Source organism: Sphingomonas sp. HDW15A (assembly GCF_011301715.1).
Lineage (GTDB): Bacteria > Pseudomonadota > Alphaproteobacteria > Sphingomonadales > Sphingomonadaceae > Sphingomicrobium.
In genome coordinates, this window is the sequence record NZ_CP049870.1 from 932,745 (window position 1) to 954,997 (window position 22,253).

20 protein-coding genes and 1 pseudogene are annotated in these 22,253 nt (G+C 58.7%); 9 read left to right on the forward strand and 12 right to left on the reverse strand.

Translation table 11 applies throughout. The annotated features are described in order from the left end of the window. Nucleotides 1-9: 9 nt before the first annotated feature. Nucleotides 10-2,109: pseudogene (locus G7076_RS04840) on the reverse strand (copper-translocating P-type ATPase); the annotation flags it as partial. Nucleotides 2,110-2,521: 412 nt separating this feature from the next. Between G7076_RS04840 and G7076_RS04845 the strand changes: the two are divergent. Then, a complete protein-coding gene (locus tag G7076_RS04845; protein WP_166200877.1) occupies nucleotides 2,522-3,148 on the forward strand; it encodes a heme-binding protein in 627 nt (208 codons plus the stop codon). Between the two features lie 229 nt (nucleotides 3,149-3,377). Here G7076_RS04845 and G7076_RS04850 read toward each other — a convergent pair whose 3' ends face one another. Next, nucleotides 3,378-4,079: a DUF1345 domain-containing protein gene (locus G7076_RS04850; RefSeq protein ID WP_166200879.1), complete on the reverse strand. Its 702-nt coding sequence runs from the start codon at nucleotides 4,077-4,079 to the stop codon at nucleotides 3,378-3,380. A 387-nt stretch (nucleotides 4,080-4,466) separates the two neighbouring features. Here G7076_RS04850 and G7076_RS04855 point away from each other — a divergent pair, with 387 nt between their 5' ends. After that, nucleotides 4,467-5,744 (forward strand): GGDEF domain-containing protein, encoded by a 1,278-nt coding sequence (locus G7076_RS04855; RefSeq protein WP_166200881.1) that lies wholly within the window; start codon nucleotides 4,467-4,469, stop codon nucleotides 5,742-5,744. Nucleotides 5,745-5,903: 159 nt separating this feature from the next. Here the strand turns inward: G7076_RS04855 and G7076_RS04860 are convergent, their stop codons facing one another. Together G7076_RS04860 and G7076_RS04865 are read right to left on the reverse strand one after the other, a co-directional pair. After that, complete coding sequence (locus tag G7076_RS04860; protein ID WP_166200883.1) at nucleotides 5,904-6,605, reverse strand: RES family NAD+ phosphorylase; 702 nt, start codon at nucleotides 6,603-6,605, stop codon at nucleotides 5,904-5,906. After that, entirely contained in the window at nucleotides 6,606-7,001 is a 396-nt protein-coding gene (locus tag G7076_RS04865) for an MbcA/ParS/Xre antitoxin family protein (protein ID WP_166200885.1), read from the reverse strand. Nucleotides 7,002-7,244: 243 nt separating this feature from the next. On the opposite strand from G7076_RS04865, the gene G7076_RS04870 reads away from it, so the two are divergent. The 4 genes from G7076_RS04870 (at nucleotide 7,245) to G7076_RS12400 (ending at nucleotide 9,568) form a co-directional block, all read left to right on the forward strand. Then, nucleotides 7,245-7,595 carry a hypothetical protein gene (locus G7076_RS04870; RefSeq protein WP_166200887.1) on the forward strand — a complete coding sequence of 117 codons (351 nt, stop codon included), beginning with the start codon at nucleotides 7,245-7,247 and terminating at the stop codon, nucleotides 7,593-7,595. Between the two features lie 206 nt (nucleotides 7,596-7,801). Then, nucleotides 7,802-8,374: a hypothetical protein gene (locus G7076_RS04875; protein ID WP_166200889.1), complete on the forward strand. Its 573-nt coding sequence runs from the start codon at nucleotides 7,802-7,804 to the stop codon at nucleotides 8,372-8,374. 481 nt (nucleotides 8,375-8,855) lie between these two features. Continuing rightward, the gene (locus G7076_RS04880) at nucleotides 8,856-9,446 is read left to right on the forward strand and encodes a hypothetical protein (RefSeq protein WP_240913957.1); all 591 of its coding nucleotides are present in this window, start codon (nucleotides 8,856-8,858) and stop codon (nucleotides 9,444-9,446) included. Next, nucleotides 9,353-9,568, forward strand: coding sequence for a CPBP family glutamic-type intramembrane protease (locus G7076_RS12400; RefSeq protein ID WP_240913899.1), 216 nt, complete (start codon nucleotides 9,353-9,355; stop codon nucleotides 9,566-9,568). Before G7076_RS04880 ends, G7076_RS12400 begins: the two co-directional genes overlap by 94 nt. An 80-nt stretch (nucleotides 9,569-9,648) precedes the next feature. On the opposite strand, the gene G7076_RS04885 is transcribed toward G7076_RS12400, so the two are convergent. The 3 genes from G7076_RS04885 to G7076_RS04895 form a co-directional block, all read right to left on the reverse strand. After that, on the reverse strand, nucleotides 9,649-10,569 hold the full coding sequence (locus G7076_RS04885; RefSeq protein ID WP_166200891.1) for a hypothetical protein: 921 nt from the start codon (nucleotides 10,567-10,569) through the stop codon (nucleotides 9,649-9,651). A gap of 744 nt (nucleotides 10,570-11,313) precedes the next feature. After that, nucleotides 11,314-11,646 (reverse strand): hypothetical protein, encoded by a 333-nt coding sequence (locus G7076_RS04890; RefSeq protein WP_166200893.1) that lies wholly within the window; start codon nucleotides 11,644-11,646, stop codon nucleotides 11,314-11,316. A 202-nt stretch (nucleotides 11,647-11,848) separates the two neighbouring features. Then, nucleotides 11,849-12,295: a DUF1493 family protein gene (locus tag G7076_RS04895; RefSeq protein WP_166200895.1), complete on the reverse strand. Its 447-nt coding sequence runs from the start codon at nucleotides 12,293-12,295 to the stop codon at nucleotides 11,849-11,851. Nucleotides 12,296-12,395: 100 nt separating this feature from the next. On the opposite strand from G7076_RS04895, the gene G7076_RS04900 reads away from it, so the two are divergent. Beyond that, on the forward strand, nucleotides 12,396-12,704 hold the full coding sequence (locus G7076_RS04900) for a hypothetical protein (protein ID WP_166200897.1): 309 nt from the start codon (nucleotides 12,396-12,398) through the stop codon (nucleotides 12,702-12,704). Between the two features lie 1,550 nt (nucleotides 12,705-14,254). Here G7076_RS04900 and G7076_RS04905 read toward each other — a convergent pair. From G7076_RS04905 to G7076_RS04915, 3 genes are all read right to left on the reverse strand, one after another. Then, the gene (locus G7076_RS04905) at nucleotides 14,255-15,301 is read right to left on the reverse strand and encodes a glutathione synthetase (RefSeq protein WP_166200899.1); all 1,047 of its coding nucleotides are present in this window, start codon (nucleotides 15,299-15,301) and stop codon (nucleotides 14,255-14,257) included. Beyond that, a complete protein-coding gene (locus tag G7076_RS04910) occupies nucleotides 15,301-16,995 on the reverse strand; it encodes a tyrosine/phenylalanine carboxypeptidase domain-containing protein (RefSeq protein ID WP_166200901.1) in 1,695 nt (564 codons plus the stop codon). The genes G7076_RS04905 and G7076_RS04910 overlap by 1 nt, the downstream gene beginning before the upstream one ends. A 164-nt stretch (nucleotides 16,996-17,159) precedes the next feature. Further along, nucleotides 17,160-17,687 carry an N-formylglutamate amidohydrolase gene (locus G7076_RS04915; protein ID WP_206367573.1) on the reverse strand — a complete coding sequence of 176 codons (528 nt, stop codon included), beginning with the start codon at nucleotides 17,685-17,687 and terminating at the stop codon, nucleotides 17,160-17,162. Between the two features lie 470 nt (nucleotides 17,688-18,157). Here G7076_RS04915 and G7076_RS04920 point away from each other — a divergent pair, with 470 nt between their 5' ends. After that, nucleotides 18,158-18,628 (forward strand): nuclear transport factor 2 family protein, encoded by a 471-nt coding sequence (locus G7076_RS04920; RefSeq protein ID WP_166200903.1) that lies wholly within the window; start codon nucleotides 18,158-18,160, stop codon nucleotides 18,626-18,628. A gap of 102 nt (nucleotides 18,629-18,730) precedes the next feature. Here the strand turns inward: G7076_RS04920 and G7076_RS04925 are convergent, their stop codons facing one another. Further along, nucleotides 18,731-20,239, reverse strand: a complete 1,509-nt coding sequence (locus tag G7076_RS04925; protein ID WP_166200905.1) for a collagenase — start codon at nucleotides 20,237-20,239, stop codon at nucleotides 18,731-18,733. A 195-nt stretch (nucleotides 20,240-20,434) separates the two neighbouring features. Here G7076_RS04925 and G7076_RS04930 point away from each other — a divergent pair, with 195 nt between their 5' ends. Next, a complete protein-coding gene (locus tag G7076_RS04930; RefSeq protein ID WP_166200907.1) occupies nucleotides 20,435-21,217 on the forward strand; it encodes a hypothetical protein in 783 nt (260 codons plus the stop codon). A gap of 78 nt (nucleotides 21,218-21,295) precedes the next feature. Here G7076_RS04930 and G7076_RS04935 read toward each other — a convergent pair whose 3' ends face one another. Continuing rightward, complete coding sequence (locus tag G7076_RS04935; protein WP_166200909.1) at nucleotides 21,296-22,195, reverse strand: 2OG-Fe(II) oxygenase; 900 nt, start codon at nucleotides 22,193-22,195, stop codon at nucleotides 21,296-21,298. Between the last annotated feature and the right edge of the window lie 58 nt (nucleotides 22,196-22,253).

Here is a 22,253-nt window from a genome sequence, read left to right on the forward strand (position 1 = left end):
CAATCGCTCTCATAGTTTCACCCGGTTGAGCCGTAGCGAATTGCCGATCACAGCTACCGAGCTGAAGGACATAGCCGCTCCTGCAATGATTGGAGACAGCAGAATGCCGAACCACGGATAAAGTACGCCAGCCGCGATCGGCACTCCCGCAGCATTGAAAACGAATGAAAAGAAAAGGTTCTCGCGGATATTGCGCATGGTGGCCTGGCTAAGCTTGCGAGCGCGAACGATGCCAGTCAGATCACCCTTGACGAGCGTTACATGGGCGCTTTCCATGGCTACGTCGGTCCCGGTGCCCATGGCGATCCCGACATCGGCGGCAGCCAGCGCAGGGGCATCGTTGATGCCATCGCCAGCCATGGCGACGCGGCGGCCCTGCTTGCGAAGGGTCTCCACCTTTTCCTGCTTTTGGCTCGGCAATACGTCAGCCATGACTTCATCAATGCCGACGCGGCGAGCGACGGCCTCAGCTGTGCGACGATTGTCCCCGGTCATCATCACCACGCGGACACCGTGGCGCTGAAGTTCGGCGATTGCGCCAGCGGCGCTGTCCTTGATCGGATCAGCGACGACCATTAAGCCGGCGAGCTTCCCGTCAATGGCGACGAACATGACGCCCTCGCCTTCGGCGCGATGTTCATCGGCCTGAGATTCCAGCGACGAAGTGTCGATTTTCAGATCGGCGAGAAGCGCCTTGTTACCTAGGGCAACCTTTCGGCTATCGACCGTTCCGGTGACACCCTTGCCGGTTATCGATTTGAACTCGCTGCTGGATTGAAGTTCAAGGCCGCGATTCTCGGCTCCTCCGACAATCGCTGCTGCAAGCGGGTGTTCGCTGCCTCGCTCCAGCACGGCAGCCATGCGCAATACCTCGGCTTCGTCAAAGTCGTTGACCGGCCTTACCGACACGAGTTTGGGTTTGCCTAGGGTGAGCGTACCCGTTTTGTCGACCACCAGCGTGTCGATCTTTTCCATTAGTTCGAGCGCTTCAGCGTTCTTGACCAGCACGCCAACCCTCGCGCCTCTGCCTGTTCCAACCATGATCGACATCGGTGTCGCGAGGCCGAGCGCGCACGGGCACGCGATAATCAGGACGGCGATGGCATTGACCAACGCATGGGCGAGGCGAGGGTCGGGGCCGAAAAGGCTCCACACGATGAAGGCCGCGATCGCTACAAGTACTACGCCCGGTACGAACCAGGCCGAGACCTGGTCGGCCAGTTTCTGGATCGGAGCGCGGGATCGTTGAGCATCCGCGACCATCCGCACGATCCGGGCCAGCATCGTGTCGCGGCCGATGCGCTCGGCCCGCATCAGCAGGCCTCCGGTTCCATTGACCGTTGCTCCCGTTACCGTCTGGCCTGGAAGCTTTTCGACAGGCACCGGTTCGCCACTGATCATCGATTCATCGACCGAGCTGTGGCCCTCGACAACCACTCCGTCGACCGGCACGTTTTCGCCAGGGCGAATGCGTAGCAGGTCACCGACGTGGACATGCGCCAGCGGAATGTCCTCCTCGGTGCCGTCGCGGACCCGTCGCGCTGTTTTGGGGACAAGACCGAGCAAAGCCTTGATCGCAGCGCCAGTTGCCGATCTTGCACGTAGCTCGAGCACTTGGCCAAGCAGGACCAGGGTTGTGATGACCGCCGCTGCCTCGAAATAGACAGGCACGAGTCCGCCCATGGTCTTGAGAGAGGCGGGGAAAACGTGCGGGAAGACCGTTGCGATGAGGCTGTAACCATAAGCCACGCCGATGCCGAGCCCGATCAAGGTGAACATGTTGAGATGGCGGTTCTTCAGGCTCGCCCAGAACCGCTCGAAGAACGGCCGGCCTCCCCAGATGACGACCGGCGTGGCAAGCGCCAGCTGGATCCACATCGAAGTGCGCATGGGCAACAGTTCGAAGCCGAAAAACTCGGAGGTAATAACGAGGGCAGCGAGGGGAACAGTGAACACCGTGCTCACCCAGAAGCGCCGGCTCATGTCCAAAAGCTCGGTATGGGGACCTTCGTGGAGGCTTGGCTCAAGGGCCTCTAGCGCCATGCCGCAGATCGGACAGTTCCCCGGCTGCGACCTCCGGATCTGGGGATGCATGGGGCACGTCCAGACAATCTCGAATTCTTGATCATCGAAGTCTGAGCCTGTTGCCGGCGCTCCGGCAGATGGATCAGTCTGGCGGTGGACGCGCGTGGTGGGTGGGTCGGTCACGCCGAGCGGTTTACGCCGAGGCTAAGGCGAATGCTAATGTCAGCCTTTCCATCGGCATTATAGCATAACTGACCGCCATTTCGACATCTCGATGCAACCGCTCAGAAGCCATGGCGTGGACACGTCGCGAGCGCGGCTATCCCCACCAGACTGCTATTGCTCACGTCAACGGAAGGCCGTTCGCTTTTCCCGCCAAGTTAGCGCTTAAGCGAAGCTAGAACGCGCATAATTCGCGGCGAAATCGGTGACGTCCCAGAAACCGAGGGAACGCCGCGCCGTTTCGCCCGCTTGAAACAGTAGAGGAGAGGCGAAGATGCGCAAGACGACGCTAGCAGGGGCCGCGTTAGGGGCAACCTTGCTCGGAGGTGCCGCCATTTACTATTTCCGGGAAAAGGCGACCCCTGGACCCGAATATCGCGTCCTGATGAGCGATGGCGATTTTGAAATCCGAGATTATCCGTCAATCACTGTGGCCGAAACAGTGGTCCGAGGACCGAGGAAAGATGCTCTCTCCGAAGGGTTTAGAGTTCTCGCAGATTACATATTCGCCAAATCGCGGGGAGGGGAGGCCCTGCCAATGACCGTTCCGGTACTTCAGGACGCCGGCGACCCCATGGGGAGCGATCCTCCTCTCTTCGATGATGCGGTCGAAGGCGGCTGGAGAATGCGCTTTGTTATGCCCGAGGGAAGAACGGTCGGCGACTTACCAGAGGCGCCGCAAGGGGTCGCGCTAGTAGAAGTTCCTGCCCGCCGGGTCGCGGCCGTCAAGTTCGCCGGGGTGGCGGACGATGCTCGTCTCGCCGAGCATGAGAACCTGCTGCGGGGCTGGCTGGCAAAGCGTGACGAGCGCGGTGACGCCGAAGCCGAATTTGCTTTCTACAATTCGCCCATGATCCCGCCGCCGCTAAGGCGCAGTGAAGTGTTGATCCCGCTTCGCTGAGAGTGCCAATCTACCGTTCATGGCTGTCGCCCCGGGCCTGTCCGACGAGGCAGTTTTCGACCGGCTCGCGTCAGCCGCGCATTATGACATGCCCTTCGCAGCGTTCAGACCTCTATCGATAACATCTCCGGAGCCTTGACGATTCACAGCGCAAATCGGCCTCACCACGCGGGCCCAGAAATGGTCAAGCTCGCTAGGCAATAGGCGGGGCAGGCCTGTCGTCAGATTGTCAGAGTGCGCTCGCGACCACGTTCACTGTTAGGGCGAGCACCCCGATATTGAAAAAGAACGCCACAAGGCCGTGAACCGTGCTGACCCGTCGGATATCCGACCGGGTAATGCCGACGTCGGCTGTCTGATAGGTCATACCGAGCACAAAGGCGAAGTTGACGAAGTCCGCGAAGGAGGGATCACTACCACTGGGAAAGGCCAAGCCACCCCTATCCGCGCCGTCTGCGCATTGATCGTAGTACATCCTTGCATAATGAAAAGCATAGACCAGGTTCGCAAACAGGAAGGCCATGACGAGCGTGACCACGACAATCCCGATTTCGGTTGGTCCCAGATGCGTGCGCCGTTCGAGAAGACTGCCGATGCAGCCAAGGACGAGACACAGGATGGCAACCGTCAACAGCAGCAGTGCCGATCGACCCACGTCATCACGCAGCGCCTGATCACGCATGGCCCCAGGTCGACCGGCCCGCCAATTCACGGCCGCGCTTAGAATGAAGATCAGAGAAGCAACATCGAAGCCGACGGCGATTGCGTAGTCCCAGGGGACAGCCATCCGGAAGCCCAGAGTTGCAAAGGCGAATATTGAGACGAACAGTATGTAACGCCCGTGACGGACGTTTGCCGGCCTCGGCATGTGCCGTTCGACCCTGCGCTCCGGCCGCACTCCATCCGTGTTCGTTTCTCGCGGATTGGTCACGTCGCTCAGGATAGAGATAAGCCGAGGTCGACGCGAGCCCCGGGGATAGTTGGGCTTATCGAACGTTAAACGCGCCCACCCACTACACCCAACTTATAGCCTCGGACGGACAAGAGCTGTCGCTCGGGGCCGCAGGAGTGACGAGGGATTGGCGTCAGGACTCCGATAAGCCGTCTTCAAGCGGCACGAGTTCCTATCGTTGATGGCGGATCTCGATCCGTCCGGGCTCTCTCAACTTGACGCGACCCAAGAGGGGAGTGCGCTCTATCATTTTGACGGCCCGCACGAGAACTCTGCCGCCCAAAGTAGCACCAAAATGGATCGAACCTTCGAGCTTTGTTGACCATTCGGACCTAGTCGTCACACGCCTTATTCGAAAGTCCCAGCATGCCTCTGCAAGTTCAGCTGCCGTCGACGAACGGCCGCGCCTCAGAACGACTGTTCGTGTCCTATCTCGCGGTAATCGCCATGATTGTAACCGCGATGATCTTTCACAAGGTGCTCGACCATGCGGGCTTCTTCAGCGAATCCTTTGAGAAGCTTTCCTATCCCCTTGAACTTACGTTGGACCTCTCGCTGCTTGGCGTAATCTGCGCGGCCTTTCCTCATATTCTGCGGGAACTGCGGCGCCGGACAACATCCGCTACCGAGGCGCATCAGGCGCGCGTCCATATCGAGCTTCTGTTCAAGATGACCGACATGTTGCAGAGCGCCCTTGGCCATGCGGACGCAAATTCTGTTCTACGTTCTACCGCCACCTCGCTGATGCCGGGCTTTGGCGGGGCCCTCTATATCTTCAACAATTCCGGTGACCGGCTTGAACTGTCTACGTCGTGGGATTGGCCAGAAAGAGCAATGCCAAGGGAGACAATCTCGCCACAGGATTGCTGGGCAATCAAGCGCGGCAAGCCGCATCTCAATCTCATCGAACAGAATGCCCTGTGCTGCGACCATCAGCAGTCCGAACTTGTAACCATGGAAATACCCATGATGGCCCGCGGGGAAATTTACGGCCTGTTGCTCATTCAGCGAGACGGAGGGGAGGCCGCCGCCGAACTTCAGGAGACAGCCGTCCTCGCGACCGCATTAGCCGACGCGATGTCGCTATCGCTATCGAATCTGGCCCTACGGGAGCGACTACGCACCCAAGCTTTGCGCGATGCACTCACCGGTCTGTACAACCGCAGGTACATGGAGGATGCGCTGGAGCGTTACTCCGATCAAGCATCTAGGACACGGTCCCCGCTTTCGATCGTGATGATCGATCTCGACCACTTCAAAAAGCTAAATGACGAGCACGGCCACGCCATGGGCGATGTGATCCTGGCAGAAGCTGCGACGGCCATTCTGGGCACGATCCGACCGTGTGACATCGCCTGTCGATATGGCGGCGAAGAACTCGTGGTGCTGTTACCGGACTGCTCACTCGAGGAAGCGACAGCCAAGGCGGAGTTGCTGCGCAATCGCATCGAGCGTCTTTCCGATCGCCACGGGATTCCCGTTAGTGCGTCGCTCGGTGTCTCGACGATTTCAGAGACTTCAAAAGCCAAGGACGGAATGGCAGACGCCGACCGCGCCCTTTATCGGGCCAAGCAGGAAGGACGAAATCGCGTAGTTCCTGCCGAGCGCTCCATACGCGAGGTCGCTTCGTCGAAGGCCGCCTGAGAGCTGCAGAAAAGTAGATCATTTCTATTCGCACAGTGACGAGATGTCATTCACGCCGCCCAGTCAGACCTCTGGCTCAGCTTTTCGACCTATTGCTGACCTAACGAACTCCCTCGTTGGTTAGCGAATGAAGCTCCAAGGCGTGGTGCTTTGGAGGGACTACACTGCACGGTATCCCGATTTCTCGTAGATCTCGTTGATGCGCTCACCATCCCAGCGATACGTCAGATGCCTCTCTTGGTTGCAGTCTGCCAGGCAGCGCGGACGGAATACGCCGACGCAGGTGCCACCTGGAGCGCGCACGCTGGCGTAGATCACGCCGTTCGAACCTTCGCTGCGGAGACGACCGCCGAGCTTCTGGCCGGCGGAATAATCCGTCGGATGCAGAATCTCTGGGAAGGTTCCTTGGCAAGTCCGAAGATCGTGAAGGTCGCAGGTAATCGTCGCGACATAGACGCGCTGGTCGATCTCAATCGGGCCCTCGTTGGTGGCAGCGAGAAACACTTCGCGATGGTATTTGGTCTCGACAATCGCTGTCTCTAGTTCCGTGGCGGCGTAATAAACGCCGTAAGTTCCATCAGTGAAGCGCGACCCAGTTGGGTTGAGGTGAGTAAAGGCCGCCATAATCGGGGTCGTGCCCGGACCAGCCACACGGTCTTCGGGCGCAACCAACTGAAGCTGACCAATCTCCTCGCGGACGCGGTCATTGGTGAGATCCTCGACTTGGTAGAGCGCGTCGAGATCCTCCTGGTTCGCGATGTCGTCGAAGATCGAAACGGGCGGGAAGATGGTGGGGATGATGCGATAGACGCGCCATCCCGTTGCCGCCACCGGCGGCTCGTAGCAATGCAGGCTGACCATCTATCCTCGCTGAGCGTCGAGGTACTGGCGAACGACGTAGAGGTCGCTCACGTTCCCGGAGGTCATGCGATCGAGCGCCGTCTGGCCGTTGAATAGCGGCGCCTTGTTGGGCTTGCGCATCCAGGCGTTTGCCCGCTCTCGGATCGGAAGAAGGATGTTGATCGACTTGAAGATGCCAAGAACATAGGAAATGCGCTCCAGCGTATCGCGGCTGATCTTAGAGACATTGCCAGCCTTCCAGCTGTGAAGCGTGGAACGGCTCTTCAGTCCGAGGATGGCCATCTGCTCAGCCTCGGAAAGTTCCCATTGCTTGGCGATGTTGAAGAATCCCCGCAGAGCCGGCCCGCCGAGGTCGTTGGTCGAAATCGCCCTTTCGCGCTGCAATGCTTCGGCCATTGGCGACAGTCACTCCTTTGACCCACAGAACATAAGCAAACTGCCCTGAAATGTCCAGAGTATAAACAATGAGAAGAAGTTTTGATTGCTCGCGCTGCTGCGGGTCGAAATTGCGCGCGCGGCGGTGAATGTCACTTTTGGCGTATTGCAGACATTCGGCGCTAGCCAAGAAGGCTTGCATTGGATTCGCAGTCGCCTCCGGAGCCTGATACTTGTCGCTCTACCAAGTGGTGGAGAAAGACGATGCAAAGGTTCATTCTCGTTGCTGCGATTTCTGGTCTCGCTGCATGCTCGAAGCCCGCCGGCTCCACGATCAACGAAACCAGTTGGGAATATATCGAAGATGGCAAGCCGATGCAGGAGTCCATCGATGCCAAGGGCAATTACATCAAAACCTCGGGCGCCGAACATATCGATCATGGAACTGTAGTGATGAAAGACGGCAAAGCCTGCTTCACCAGCGCCATGACGAAGCAAGAGGAAATTTGTTGGACCGACCCGAAACTCGATGTTGGCGCTTCGGGAGAAACCGTGAGCGACACGGGCGAAAAATTGGCGATCAAGCGAATCCCCTACGTCGCCAAGACGATGTAGCCACGCAATCACTCGGGGAGGTCAGGGGGCGATAGTGGAAATGTCGCTGTCGCTCCTCCTTGCGAATAACTCCGATTGCTTGCCGTTCAGAAAGTTGCCGGTCTCCGCTCATTCCTGACAATGTCAGCGTTCGACCCATTGCGGTCAGGCCCGCGACGTGCGAGCCATAAAGGCCTGTAGCAGCATTGCAGGCGGGGCGGGGCCCAATGAGCGTCAGCGAATATGTCTTGGCATTCGTCACTCTCTTGCTTGGCCTCGCGATAACGGACCTGCTTGCGAGTTTTCATAAGCTGTTGCGCGCTTGGAGGCGGGTTAAATGGGATTGGCTGACCCCACTTCTGGCCCTGCTGATGTTATTCGGTGCCGTGCTCTTCTGGTGGCTTTGCTATGTCTGGTTCAGCGGCGTTCAATCGATCTCGATCCTTCAGTTCCTGCCGAAGCTCGCCTTCCTGGCGGTTAACGTCCTGATGATCGTCTCGGTCCTTCCTGACGACGTGCCCGAACAAGGGATCGACCTGCGGACGTTCTACTTTGAGTCACGGGTGCACATCTGGGCGCTCGTCACGATCGGCTTCGTCCTCAGCATTGCCGTCAACATGATCGATCGCGGGTCGACGGCGTTCGACAGCTTTCAGCCGTACCGAAACTTGTCGGTTTCTCTCCTTCTGTCCCTGCTCGCACTTTCGTCGCGCAAGGTCTGGGTTCAGTTCGTAGCGATGGTGGGAATTTTCGCGGTTCAGACCGCGCCCTTCCTCACCTGGACGCTTTACAACCCGTGAAACGGCTCAAGGCCTGATGACTTGCAAAACGCATTCGCGCCGAGTGCGGCGACCGACCGCTTCCCGGTAGGCTCTCAGGAGAGACGGCCGGATACCGATTGCCAACGGAATGCGACCCGGACCTGCAAGCTGAAGGAACGAGCAGGGCCGCCGAGCGGCTCGGAGCGACCCCACAATTGGCCGACGAGCTGAGGTGGCATCAAGCCGCAGTCGCGACCTACTTGCAGAATGTTGATGCAATTCAATCGCAGATCAGAGCTTTAGCAGAAAAGCTCGATTAGGCCGTCTGACGTGGTCAGCGTCGGCGCTTCAATGGCAGTTTTCGACCCACTGCAGACATTGGCAAGGCGCCGATCTTCGGTCCCTTCAATCGCCTTACTCGTCACCTCGCCAAAGGCAGCAGGCTGCGTCTGAGCATGGCTTACGGGTTTGACTCTATCCCTCCCGGATCTACCAATTGAAAAACTGTTCGGGGTGGGGCATGGACGGTTTGATCGCGCTCGCGGGTAGCTTGCTTCTTCTGTTGACGGTTGGAGGCGCGATCGGACTGCTAGATCGCAGGTACTTCAATCTGCGCTGGCTTCTCGTCGCGGCCCTGTTGGTCGCGGTCAACGACGCATTGCTCACCAATGCTTACGGGCTGCTGCCGAATGTGATCGACGGCGAGCGGAACTGGCAGGGCAAGATCCTCGCTCTAGCGGCGACGCTTGCCATTGCCACTTTGCCCGCCTTCGGCTGGCGATCGGTGGGTCTCACCCTTCGGCAAAATGCCGGAAGTCTCGTGTCCGCAGTTCCCGTGGCGCTGCTCTATTGCGCTTTCTTCCTGGGCGTGGACCTTGCGTTCAGTGGCGGTTCGAGCACAACTGAAGAAGCCGCATTCCAGCTGACAATGCCCGGGCTGGAGGAAGAACCTTTTTATCGGGGATCCTCCTTTTCGCGCTTGATCGCGCCTTCACGGGGCGGGTGCGCTTTCTCGGCGTGGATTGGGGCTGGGGAGCCTTGTTGTCTTGCGCGATATTCGGGCTCGCTCACGCCTTCGGCTATTCGGAGGGCGCCTTCTCACTCGATCTGATGTACATGGCCATGACCGCAATTCCGTCCCTCATCGCGGTGTGGCTACGCCTGCGGACCGGCAGCCTGCTCCTGCCGATCTTGCTTCACAATTTCGGCAATTCGATCGGCCTGTTCGTCTAGGCGCGGAAACTCCGCACTCTGCGCTGTAATTTGGCTATTCTTGGCTCAGCTTTCGAACCAAATCTTACGCTGCGAGATAGTCATTCCTCTTGGTTCGCTTCACTACGGGCACGCTCGATGGCCGCTGCGATATTCTCGAGTTGCTGGGTGGCGCTGCGGTTGTTGTATCTCTGGGAATAGAAGCCCCTAAGCGCAGCTCGGTCAAATCGGCTCATTCGCCGCGGGGGTACCCACCCGGTTCGCTTCTCAAACAACGACAGGATAGAGTCACCATCGGCGGTTCCGGCGTTGGGACGCACGTCGAGCAGTAGGTGGAGTGTTGCGAAGTCAGCCAGCTGGCGCAACGTCTTACCTTCGCTAAGGTCGCGATCGATCACCACGAAGCTTAGTTCGATTTCATCACGGGCGCCGCTTTTGAGCCGTGAGCCGGTGTCGTCGAACGCTGCCTTGGTTCCGGATTGCAGTGGCGTGGTGATGATCGCGCCGGTCGTCGGATCCTGGTAGGTTAGCGATCCGAGTTGGCGGAGTATCTGTCCGCGGCTTCCGTACGTTTCGACCAGTTGCCAGCTGTAGGCAGGCCGCTCTACAGCGGTGAAAATGTCGAACGTGCGAGGGTTCATCCCGAAGAAACTCGGCTCCCTGGCGTTTAGCCCGACTAGCAGGTCTCGTGGTCGATCGACGAACATGACCAGCGCATTGACGTCGCAACCTTTCGCGCCGATCCGTGCGTTCGTCGCGGCAATTTCGGCCCGGATCATCCTGACCATTCTCTGTGCCCAGTCATTGGGAAGACTGATTACACGTGGGCAAACCCGCTTCTCATAGCGTGCCAACTGGCCGCCGTCCGTCCTTGCAATCATTCGCTTGAGCGCTTGGGTGATTTCCTTTTTCTTCTTTTCCCCGGTGACGACTATCTCATCGCCGCTCGGGGTCTGTGCACTGAGCGGAGCGGCGAGAATCGCGGGCAGCGCGGCAAGGAGAGTTATAGAACGTGACAACACTCGGCCCCCATGATTCCGGAATTGTATGAGGCGAAAGTCAGGCGCTCGCCGTCGTTTTCGGTTTCGAATGCGCAGGTGAGTTCGGCTCCCGCTCGCTCCGTAGGGTCATTTTTCGACCCATTGCAGACATTCGACTTAGACGGCATCTAGGCGATAATTGAACAGGTAAGGAGTGCCCGCATGCTTGGCGCGCTCATTGTAGCAGCGTTGTATTCTGTTCCTCCGCCACCCGGGACAATAGTCCGAGAGCCGGAACGCACGACGCCGTTCCCGACCTATTCTGCCAACTGCCGTCTCGTGGGCAATGACGCCAGGGACCAGAGGCTGGTCCTTGTCGTGAACGGTGTAGGTGAGGGCCGCCGATTACGCCTTCGTTCTGCGTCAGGGTCCCTGAAACGGCTCATGGTCTTTGATGCGCGGCCCATCACCTTTTCGACGGGAAACCCAAACGATGCTTTGGCACACATCTGATGCGTTTAAGGCCGCCCTGGGACGCCGGCCCGTCGACATCTGGCTTGAAGTCGCACCGGACATTTCGAACGGAGTATTCATCCGGATCCGCGACCGCGATGGACACTCCGTTGGGGTGCCGCTCTATTCGGGGATGTGCCGGGCGACGCTTACGGCAACCGAGAGTCCTTAGCGGGAAGTCAGTTTTCGACCCAAAACGTACGTAAGCCTATAAGGGAACGCAGCCATCGTCCGACGAGCGCCATGGGCGCCCGCCGGAGGGTGCAGATTGGTTTACTGGCTGACAGTTCCAAGCTTCTTTTGGACTGCAGTCTGAAGCGCCGAGGTATTGTTTTTGGCGGTGCAGGTCGGAGCTTCAGTCTTCTTCTGCGCGGCAAGCACGTTAGCGTTGACGTCGCAGATCGCAGCGGCAAGCCCGATCGGGACTGAGACGTTGTTCAGCGCCGAAATGTCGCTGACGTTGACCTTCAAATTCTGGGCGAGGTTGTTGAGAACGTCTGCATTCGTCAGGTCGACGACAACGAGACCGTTGTTGTTTCCGGCGAGCGCTGGGGCCGCGGAAACTGCCAATGAGGCGGACGCCAAAATGGCGAGGGTTGTACGCATCTTACAATCTCCTGTGTTGAAACCCGATAATAAGGGTTCCAGTTCAAACGCTTATGGGACGCAGAGTATCCGCGCTCGTCGCGATCGACATTGGATTAAACGTAAGTTGGCGAGGACTTGACCCTTTGCCTCTCCGATAAAGGCGGCCGTAGTGTCGCTTCCACCCTAAGCTGTCATGTCAGCTTTCGACCCAAACCGGACACTAGGGAGTGTTATATACTAACGGCCAGCGCTTGCTCTTAGCAGCCAGCACTAGATCGCCCACAGTCACCGTCAAAGTCTCGTCCTTGGGGGCCCACTTTCTGACCGCCAGATTCCAGATGACGACGCCTGCTAGCTCAACAGCCCAGCCCCAAATGGGGGACACGCCGAAAAGCAGCAGGGAAACTGGTGCGAACATGAGAATGAGTAGAACGACAAACGTCTTTGGAGTGCCAAAGCCCTCAGGTCCGAAGTGTCGACCCCAGTTTGCGTAGAGCGGCGACAAGTCGACCCCATACCGCTCTTCGAAGTCTTCAAAGAACTCCACCGCGTCGTCCCCATCCATGCCAATGTCTTGGAGGAGGCGCGTGCTGGCATCGAGCTTTTCGGGCTTAACGCCTGTTTGCTCTGAAACGCGTTCTACGATTTGGGACAGGAACTCGTCCATGGCGCGATATGAGAGAAATGTTGAGTGATTGGCAATGTCGACTTTCGACCCATTGCTGACATTAGAGCTTTTTAAGCATCCGGGTGATTATTGAGCAGTCATGCTCCTGCTTCACATACTTTACTGGCTTCCAATCCCCCTGTTGGCGATCATCTGTATCGCCCTCGTCGGCAAAGTTCGTGCGGGTCGCTACAAAAAGGAATGGCTGGGTTACGGCACCGAAGCACCAGCGCCAGCGAGTGCCGTTGCGGTCGTCATGGCGCCAATATTGGGGGTGATCGTCTGGGCAACCGCTGAAAATCATGTCGGATTGATCGGCCTTGGCTGTCTCGCTCTAGGTGCGAGCGTCCTGGCCTACTTCGTTTACGGAGCCGCCTCGAAGCGACGTTCCGAAAGCAACCACGGCTAGAGTCAGCCTTCGACCCCTTGCTGACACATTCGCATTTTGCTTTGGTGGCCCATGTCGACGGGTGAGGGGCAGCGTAGGTGAAGTGGTGGGTAGCAATCGTGCCGATCGTGTTTCACGTCGGAATGCTCAACTACTTCGACCTGACTGTCTCAGACAGCCGTGGGCGCTCGGTCTTTCGTCAAGCGATTCGAACGCGTTCGCACGCTCTCGCGGTCTTTCTTACAGTCTGTAGTTCAGCCAGCGTCGTCCAAATGGGCGGCAACCCACAAGTGTATTGGTGGATCATCTCATGCATTTTGCTCTCAAGCATGGTGCTTTTTATCGCCCATGCTTTTCGAACATCGTCTCGCGACGGCGCGGGCTAGAGTCAGCTTTCGACCCATTGCAGACATTAGGCCTGCCGTTGGATGGCATCCCGATTGAATGCGAACCACACCAACGCTGATAATACGCCGCACGTTGCCAAAAGGGTGTGCGCTAAAGAGTTTGGCCGGTCGGTGATGGCTAGCAGGGCCACAGTCCCGAACGCCGCTCCTAAAAGCGCTAAAAGCAAAGGATATACTGGCCTTGGGAGCGGCAAGCCGCATAGGAATAGGGCGACTGGAACAAGCAGAACCAAGCCAACCGCTTGGAAGGGCAAAATAAGAAGCACAATAAAAGCGAGGTCGATCAGATCGTGGGAACTAAGGATCATTTTCGCGTCCCTTCCCCACGTTACCCAAACGAGTACAAGGAAGGTGCAGCCGATGCTGCTTACTGCGAAAGGAGCTAAGAAGCGTCGGACTACCCAAAACATTACGGGCGACTTTGGGTCAAATAGCGAGCTTATGCAATGTCCGCTTTCCACACAAAGGTGCTGTGTCAGCCTTCGACCCATAGCTGACATTGGCAGACCGCTTCGAAGCCGCTGATACGGCGTCCATCACTGGCTCCGATACGACCGGATTAAAGCGTTTGTTTGAGCCCATATTTCCGGCGCGTCTTCGACAAATCGCCTGTCGAAAAGGATGGCCCAGTTAACTGGCCCGTCTCGGAAATGCATCCCGCAGTTAAAGTGAGGCCGTGGACCTACTAGGCAATAGACTTTCCCAGCTTTGGTGCTTGTTATCTCGAATTCCCTAAAGCGGATATCAGTGAGGCGAGATATAACAGGAATGTCTTCATAATTACTTGGGTGATCGGCCAATTCATCGAGGACGAGGTGGAAGTTCGCTCCAGGGGGCGCGAGGCGGACATATAATGTACCCTCAGAAGGGCTGACAGCTGTTGAAACGTGACCTGCTGGAAATTGATACTTCACTCCGTGAAGCTCGGCAGATGTTGTTTTCGTGCTTGAGCAGCCAAGGCCGGCGATCGAGGCTATGACGATAGATGCGAGGGGGCGTGACGCTAACATCGATGGGCCTTTCTCGGGTTGCCGGGTGCCAGCCGCAAACGACTGCTATCGCCTAATCGCTAATGTCACGTTTCCACCCAAAGCTGACTCTAGGATCATTGAAGATTTCAGCGGATCCCGTTCCCGCAAATTCGAAGTGCAAGGGATCTCTCAATCAGAGCATTGCGAGGTGTCTGTTGTCGAAGCTGTCACGGTAGTCTGTCGAAATCTGCACCTTGCGCTCGATTGATCCGATGATCGCTTCAGAAAAGTCGACGCCGGCAAGCTCAGAACAGCTCTTCAGGTTGCCTGGCGAAAAGACGTTCACCTCGAGGATCTTGTCGCCGACGATGTCGATGCCGACCAGGAACATGCCGTCGGCGATCAACTTTGGGCGGATGATTTCGGCAACACGTAACTCGGTTTTGCCGATCTCGACGGCTTCCGCCTTGCCGCCGGCATGGATGTTGGAGCGGATGTCGTCTTTCGCGGCAACACGGCGCAGCGCCGCATATTTGCCGTCGACCTGCAGCGGCTGGCCGTTCATCAGGAAGAAGCGGATATCGCCCTTTTTCGCGGCGGGAATATACGCCTGACAGATGATGTAACCGTCGCGACCGATCGATTCGATCATCTGGTTGAGATTGCCGGCGCTTTCCTTGTCGAGCTTGAATACGCCCGACCCGCCCGAACCCTGAAGCGGCTTCAGAATGATGTTGTTCTTGTACTCCTTGGCAAAGGCTTTGATGTCGCGCTCGTCGCGGGTGATGATCGTCTCCGCTCTCGCTTCCTCGGGAAAGCCCTGGAAGTAGAGCTTGTTGATCGCGCGGCCGAGGCTGTCAGGATCATTGAGGACCAGCGTCCCTCGCTTCACCGCTTCGCGCCCGAACAGGATGCCTGCCTCCGCACGCCAGGGCGCGGACTGGGCGTCAAGCGAGGGATCGGACCGCAGCCAGAGCACATCGATCTCGGCTAGATCGACGGTATCGGCCGACGTCTTCGCACCCTTAAGGGCTTCGAAGAAATCGTCGCGGCTGGCCCATTTCTTCTTGGGAATCTGCCGCACATGCGCCCGTAAGCTGTCGTCGCGCTCCATCATGAAGTCGGAGGGCGTGATATACATGACATCGTGCCCTCGCATGGCCGCCTGATGCGCAAGCACGGTCGTTGTGTAGCCGGAATACTCAGTGGCTACGTCGTTCACAAAAAAGGCGATACGCATCAAGCGGGCTCCATCGATAGTAATCGGTTTAGGCCAATTCCGGCTTTCAGCTGGGAAAGCCGCCGCTTGACGTCGGGACGGTCGAGATAGCTGGGAAGAAAGACTGGAGCGTGAACGAGGCCGCGCTGCAGCAGTTCCTCGATTGCCGGCACATCACGCTGCGCAATCTTGCCGAGCCAGAAGGGTGCGAGCGGCCCGCCCGCGGCAATGTGATTGATCACCGACCGGAAACCTTCAAGGTATATGCTGTCCTTGGCGAGCCCGCCGGATCGGTGGACGCGCGTTGCAATGCCGAACGCACCGGCAATCGAGAAACCGTTGTCGTGGCGAAGCAGGCGGTAGGTGTCCATGAACTCGGCGCCATGTTGCATCGCATCGACCGCAATCACCCGCGCGGCGAGAAGTCGTAGCCGCCGCCAAGTCAGGCCTCCAACTGCCCACTCAGCGAAAACGCCGAGGCCTTCTTGAATGCCTTCGTAATTCGCGAGGCCCGTTCGAAAGATCGACAGTCCCTGCATTGATCCGTTGATGAATGTCAGCAGATGCGTCGACACTTCGTGCGAGAGTAGGGCGTCGAGACGTGATTCCGTCATCATGGTCGACGATCCAATCAGCAACCGATTGCGAACGACCATCAGACCGGAGACGTCATCCCGCACCTCTACGGCCGCGTCGAAAAAGGCGTCCTTTCGCGAATAAGAGCCGATTAAGTCCCGCGCGGCGGCGGCGACCTCGGCCGCGCCGATCGAATTGCCGCGAGCGCTTCGCGGCGGGACGGCGGCGAGCAGGAGCTGCGCGTCCTTCAACAGTTCGGCCGAGACCGCGCCGTAGAGAAACAGGCTCGCGGGCCGGAATGCTGGAGTGTTTCGCGTCGCGAGCATGGTCAGCTGGGCGTCGATTTCGTGGCGCTTGTCGGTGAATAGTCGCTGGAGAAGCGGATCCTCGAGTCGTGCGAAGTCTAGACGATAAAGCCGACGCTTCACCTCGTCAGGATCAACCGTCAGCGGGCGGTAGCGGAACTTGGGGGCCTTGCTCTCGCCGTCGGCGACGAATTGCTCCAACGCCGCCGTTGTGTTGATAGGCGAAACCGACAGAAGAAAATCGAAACTTGCCGCGATCGAATCCAGCCGCTCGTCGGCCTTGAGCGCAGCTTTCAGGAACGCACTCCGCCCAAGCGAACGATAGTGCGCCGGGGCATGACCCCGCTCATCATCGAGATAGGCGCAGGCCGCGCGCAGCACAGCATCGCCGCATGCGACGGCAAGATCGTGAACTATCTGTGGGTATATGCCGCCGTCATTTCGCCGGTGAATCTGGGGTAGGCCGATTATGAGTGGGTCGCTGATAGATGAACCGTTGGACTGCATTTGGACCAGCCAATGGTCCTTTGGAATTGATTGCTCTGCGACCTCTGGATGGCGAAGATCGATCTCGACCTGGCGAAGCGCCTTTATCAATGTCTCGCGAGCCCTGCGCTCCCGCGCCGACCGACCTCCGGCAACGATGGCGACGAAGGGGGTCAGGCTCTGGCTGTTGTCACTCTCTGGCGACTGAATGAGATCGTGAACCTCCATCACCAACAACGGCATCTTCGACTTGCTGTGCGCGATCGCGAGTTCTTCGAGCAGGGCAAGCGCGGGTTCGTCGTCGGCCCCTTCATCCCAGATGAGATAGGCGGGACTGTTCAGTGCCACTCGCCGCGCCAGACTGCTGGCAGCCGACTCCCCCACTTTAAGCCTGTTGAGCACGATGAAGGGCAGTCGCCGGTCGAGGTGTAGTCGCCCCGTCTCACCGACCTTGCTGCGGCGCGCGCCGCGCTCACTTGAGGCGGGCAGGTCCGACGTTTGAAGGCTCGCGTTCACCTGGCCAGCAGTTGCGCTGCGGTCTGGGCAGAGAAGGTGATGAACGCGCGCATCGCGGCAAGCTCCGCCGGATCGGGCGCGCCGGTCCATTCGTCCATATAGAATTTCTTGAATTCGAGCGCGATCGCGCAGCCCTTCCCGGGGTATTGCTCATGGACGAAGCGTGTCTGTTCGCCCTTGCCCTTGAAGGCGACATTTTCGCGAACGTCGAGACGACGACCGTTGAAGTCGAAGCCGCGCATCGCCTCCATCAACGGATCGACGAGAAAGGCCCAGTCATCGCGTGGCATGGACGAGGTACCGATATTGATGTCGGGAGCCTTTTCCGGCGCCATCGGAGCTCCGTCGGGTCCTTCGCGGCGATGGTTGTAGCTGTGGACATCGAGAACAACGAAGCGCGGATGTTCTGCCGCGATTCCGTCGAGCAGGTTGCCGAGCATCCGATAATAAGAAGCATGGAGTGCCGTGGATTCTTGGACGAGCCTCGGGTCAGGCTCGTCCTCCCAAAGCTTAAGCCCCAGCATTGCTCGGGAGTGCGATAGACCGCACTCTCGGTCGCCCGATTAAGGTCAAATTCGAAACGCGAGCGGTGAACGATCACATGCGTCGGCACGCCTGTGACGGCTTGGCCCGTGAAGGGATCCTCCTCCCGCATACGTTCATCATCGGGCAGGATCATGGCTTGGGCGACCGCTGGGCGCAGGTCATGGCCATCGTGAATAGCGGTCGCAATGACCGGACCGGGGCCACTCGTGACCGTCCACCAACGTTCGGGCAATGTTTTACTGGTCATCGCGCTACAAGCGGCTGACAGCAAATTTGGTTGCGATCTCACTTGCTAGACGTCTCGGCCATTCGCCCGAGCTTGGCGCTACGAGGAGAATAAAGGCGGTATTTGGCCGCAAAGTTGGCTTGTTGTCCGACACCAAGTGGCATTGACTCAGACCTGGAACCAGCGAAATTCGTCCGCGACTTTTCGGGGGTATAGAGGACAATGATCACAGGTTGGCTCGCAGTTGCGCTTATCGCGGCGCCGGTTCCATCGACACCCTCAAGGGAGATCGTTGCGGCAAATGAGCGGTGGACCGAAGCCGTCGCGAAGAAAGACTTGCCGAGAGTTGAAGCCATCCTTGCACCGGAATTTCGGCTGACGAGCGGCACGGCGACTCCGGACGAGACGATTGCTCGGGCGCTCTGGCTGGCGAATCTGCGCAAAATGAAGATCGCAAGTTACAAGACTGACATCACCAATCTGGAAGTTCACGGCGACACAGCAATCGCCACGGTCAAGGGAAGCTGGGACGTGACAATGGGCGAAAGGAAGATCAGCGAGGAGTTTAAGCTGATCGACGTTTGGCTACGCCGATCAACCGGTTGGCAAGTCGTTCGAAGGCATATGACTGGTGATTATGGCAGGGAATTCCTTTTGCCTTTGTGCTCAGCTTTCCGTCCGAATCTGTGCTGACCGCTGCGACGGGAACAAAGAACGTCGAGGCTAGCTCCAATACCTTCGGGTGAAGCAAACAGTTTATGGGCGTTAATCCCACTGCCCAACCGCCCACTTCGCCTACCGCATGGCCCCCTGAGCGCCCTTGGCATCGCCTGTGTCGATCTTGCTTATCGCTGCCTGGGCTCTTCGTCCCGCCTCCGGGCTGTGTGGCGAATACGCAATCGGTACGAGCGCGCGGCGCGCCTCGGCCAGCTTTCCGCTTTCGAGATACTGATAGGCTGATTGCATGCGCCAACCGTAATCCTGCGGCGCGAGGTCCGACGCATAGTGGAGAGCGGCAATCGCATTGGCATTCGGGCGGCCGCTCTCCCGAACGCTGGCTTGGTAGAAATGCATCAACGGCTCAGGATCTTCGGAATCGAGCGCATTGGCTTTCTGGAACCACTTGCGAGCCTCGGCGAAGGTCTTTGCCTTCTCGCCCAGCCCGGCGCGTTCCATGATGGCTTGGCCTTTGTAGATCATTGCTTCGATTGCGCGCCCATCTGCCGCCAGCGCCCGATCCGCGGCAGCCTCTGCCGCCGCATATTGCGCTGACTGGATTTCGACGGCGGCGAGCGTCGTCTGGGCGAATGCATCCGAAGGGTGACGCGCGGCGACCAGACGGATTGCCTGCGCCAGTTCGGGTAGTTCACCCTTTGTCACGCCTGCCTTCAGCCGCATTCGGTGCGGCATCATCTCTTCGGCGGCGGCGGGCATCTGCTCGACCTTGATCGGCCCTGTTGCAAGCGCCGCTGCGGCAACCTTGACCGCCGACAGGCGCCGCCGGCCCACATAGGTCTTCAAGTCGCGGTCGAGGGCTTTTAGGTCGCCGAAAGCGCGTGCGGCAGCCGCTCCGTCGCTGCCCTTGGCTATGGCTCTGAGATACTGCTCAATCTGCCCTTTACGAGCGGGATCAAAGGTCAGGTAATGGGTCAGTAGCCAGCCGCGCGAATAGAGCGAGTTCCACTGGTCCTCGCTGAGCTGCTCGACCTTCCCCGAAAGCATCTGGTCCAGCGGAAACGTCTTGCTGTCGGTCACGTCCAGAGCCCGTCCGACCGCGGCGCGCCCGAGCGTCACCGATCCGTCCTTGGCGAAGCTCGCGGTCGACATGAACTCCGCGAAGCCTTCAGAGTACCACAGCGGCGTCGGCGCGGTGAGGTCCGAATACATGAGGTGATGGGCATACTCGTGGAAAAAGGTCTCCTGGTCGTCCATCCACGGCTTTTCGCTGTTTCCCGACCGTTTCGGAACCACGGCGATCGAACCCGTGCCGTCAGCGCGATAAAAGCCGGCCAGGTTCGTCGTCATTCCGTGGTTGGTCCCGGCCAGGCGTTGGACGTCCTTGATGTCCGGCACCACGAATACTGTTAGCCTGTTGCCGTCGCCAAGCGCGGGGTCGCTCATGCTGCGGGCGAGACGGACGGCCTTGTCGAACCGCTCCAGGCGGACCGCGAACTCGCGCAGCTTCTCCGCTGAATCGTCCGCGTAGATAACGAAGTGCGGGCTGCTAACTTTCTGCCAAGCTGAAACGGCAGGCGACGACAGTAAAGCGCCGGCGGCGGCGCACACAAAAAACCACTTACGCAACACAAACCCCCAGTCCGAGCAGTCTCAAGCTAGCCCGCAGCCTTGCCCGTTTCAATGAGCAATATGCGTGGCTTGTCGCCCGTTCTTCCGGTTGGGCAGGCGGGTTCGTCACGCTGTACACGGCGTCGGGTCGCGACCCATTGAAGGCGTTGGCGACCGCGATAGAACGGGCGCTGTCAACATTTTGGGGACGCCGTGAGGCTGGCAACTTTTGCAGCGGTTGCTCTGGTTTGCGCCTCGACTCCCCTGCATGCGCAATCACCGTTCGACGGCACGTGGCGATTCGGGCCGGAAGCTACTCATGTCTCAGGCATTCGATACGACATCTCGCTTCAGAACGGCGCCTTCACCTGCCGCTGGTGCAATCCTGTCTGGAGCGTTCCGGCAGACGGCATGTTCCATCCCGTCAAAGGTCAATCCCGGTACGACGCGGCATCGGTTCGGATCGTCGATGCCTCAACCGCCGTGTTTACCCGTAAAAAGAACGGACGGGCTTTCTACCAAGCTGTGGACGTGGTCTCGGAGGATGAGAATTACATGGCCTTTTCGTTCACTGAAATCAGCGCGGCGGGAAAAATCGAAAGCGGTACCGGCTTGTGGAAAAGGCTAACGCCCAAGCCTGTCGGAGCACACCCGGTTACGGGCCAATGGCGCGAATTGTGGGTGAAGGCCACTTCGGATGATCAGGCAAGCTTCGCAATTCGCATTATGGGCGATGATCTTCGAATCGAATATGCGCCCACTGAGGTGGTCGTGGCGAAATTCGGCGGTCCGCCGGTGAAGATCGAGGGTGACTCCCGTGGAACCACGACCACGTTCAGAAGGCAAGGCGAGGACGCCTTCGTTCAGACCGATTATCGCGATGGGCAAGTGGCCTCCATCGTCACCTCAAAGCTACTCAATCCGGTCACGATGGAAGTGATTGTCGAGAACACCCGAGATGGAAGCAGGTCGCGGTACACCGCACACAAGCAATGATCCCGCTACCGTATAGAATCGCGTTCGATGCTAGGTTCAGCTTTCGACCCATTCCGGACATTAGAGGGGCGCTTCAGATTAATACCTTTGCAGGAAGTCCTTTCCGCGGATCCAGCGGCTAGCCAACCACTTCACGCCGTGGCTTACGGGCAGGCCGGCGTGAATCAGTCTGTCGTCCTGCGAACCGTCACTATGAACATTCCGGAAAACCAGCATGTCGCCGAGGCCGCCACGCACCCGAATGTTGAGTCTTGGAAAGTCGGTTTCGCCGCCCTCGAACTGCTCGTTAAGCCAGACGAGGGCCGTCATGATGCGTGTTGTGCCGTCCCCCGACCCGCGGCCATCGTGGTGAGGTCGATATTGCTGGCCCGGCCGATAACGAAGCACGTTCAGCGGCTCGCCCCATTCCGGCTGGGTGCCGGTGGCAGTCGCAATGCAACGATTGATTCGCTGGACGATCAAATCCTCCGTCAAATGCGAAATCGCGCTTGAGTCAGCATCGCGCACTTGGCCAAACTGCGTCCCGCCGCTCTCCTCGGTCACCATCGCCTTTTCCATCCAAGGCGCCGCAAGCACTGCCAGGTATTTGCACTCGGCCGGGCTGAAAAGGCCGGGGTAGAGCGCAATGTAGGGGTCTGCCGAGATGATCTTTGGCTGCACTTCCTTCAGCCGCTGTTCGCAAGCGACATGATCGAGGAAGGACAATTGCACGGCGGCGAACCTGTCCTCTTTCGCGAGTTCTTTGAGCATCTCCATAGCTGCCAAATGATCGGGCTTCGTGCCGATTCCAGCCGCGGTCAGATAGATGCGGGCGCGCCGCCCCTCGGGATGGCCAAGGTGCGCCGCGAGGCGCACGGCATTGAAGGCGGCACGTTGATCGGGTTTGCAGCCGACGCCGTACAGACGGGAGTGGGAAAGCGCCATTGCTGCGGCGCTATCGTTCTTGGACTGCTTTACGAGCAGGGACACGCTTGCCATGGCGCCTGCGACTACCGAAGACTGGCGCGTTTTGGTGATGGGGACCGCACGAATTGTG

Excerpts from the sequence above, each read along its gene's own strand:
- G7076_RS04845 (WP_166200877.1), top strand. The coding sequence starts at position 2,522 with ATGCGCAAGACGACGCTAGCAGGGGCCGCGTTAGGGGCAACCTTGCTC.
- G7076_RS04855 (WP_166200881.1), top strand. The coding sequence starts at position 4,467 with ATGCCTCTGCAAGTTCAGCTGCCGTCGACGAACGGCCGCGCCTCAGAA.
- G7076_RS04860 (WP_166200883.1), bottom strand. The coding sequence starts at position 6,605 with ATGGTCAGCCTGCATTGCTACGAGCCGCCGGTGGCGGCAACGGGATGG.
- G7076_RS04865 (WP_166200885.1), bottom strand. The coding sequence starts at position 7,001 with ATGGCCGAAGCATTGCAGCGCGAAAGGGCGATTTCGACCAACGACCTC.
- G7076_RS04870 (WP_166200887.1), top strand. The coding sequence starts at position 7,245 with ATGCAAAGGTTCATTCTCGTTGCTGCGATTTCTGGTCTCGCTGCATGC.
- G7076_RS04875 (WP_166200889.1), top strand. The coding sequence starts at position 7,802 with ATGAGCGTCAGCGAATATGTCTTGGCATTCGTCACTCTCTTGCTTGGC.
- G7076_RS04880 (WP_240913957.1), top strand. The coding sequence starts at position 8,856 with ATGGACGGTTTGATCGCGCTCGCGGGTAGCTTGCTTCTTCTGTTGACG.
- G7076_RS04890 (WP_166200893.1), bottom strand. The coding sequence starts at position 11,646 with ATGCGTACAACCCTCGCCATTTTGGCGTCCGCCTCATTGGCAGTTTCC.
- G7076_RS04895 (WP_166200895.1), bottom strand. The coding sequence starts at position 12,295 with ATGGACGAGTTCCTGTCCCAAATCGTAGAACGCGTTTCAGAGCAAACA.
- G7076_RS04900 (WP_166200897.1), top strand. The coding sequence starts at position 12,396 with ATGCTCCTGCTTCACATACTTTACTGGCTTCCAATCCCCCTGTTGGCG.
- G7076_RS04905 (WP_166200899.1), bottom strand. The coding sequence starts at position 15,301 with ATGCGTATCGCCTTTTTTGTGAACGACGTAGCCACTGAGTATTCCGGC.
- G7076_RS04915 (WP_206367573.1), bottom strand. The coding sequence starts at position 17,687 with ATGCTGGGGCTTAAGCTTTGGGAGGACGAGCCTGACCCGAGGCTCGTC.
- G7076_RS04920 (WP_166200903.1), top strand. The coding sequence starts at position 18,158 with ATGATCACAGGTTGGCTCGCAGTTGCGCTTATCGCGGCGCCGGTTCCA.
- G7076_RS04935 (WP_166200909.1), bottom strand. The coding sequence starts at position 22,195 with ATGGCAAGCGTGTCCCTGCTCGTAAAGCAGTCCAAGAACGATAGCGCC.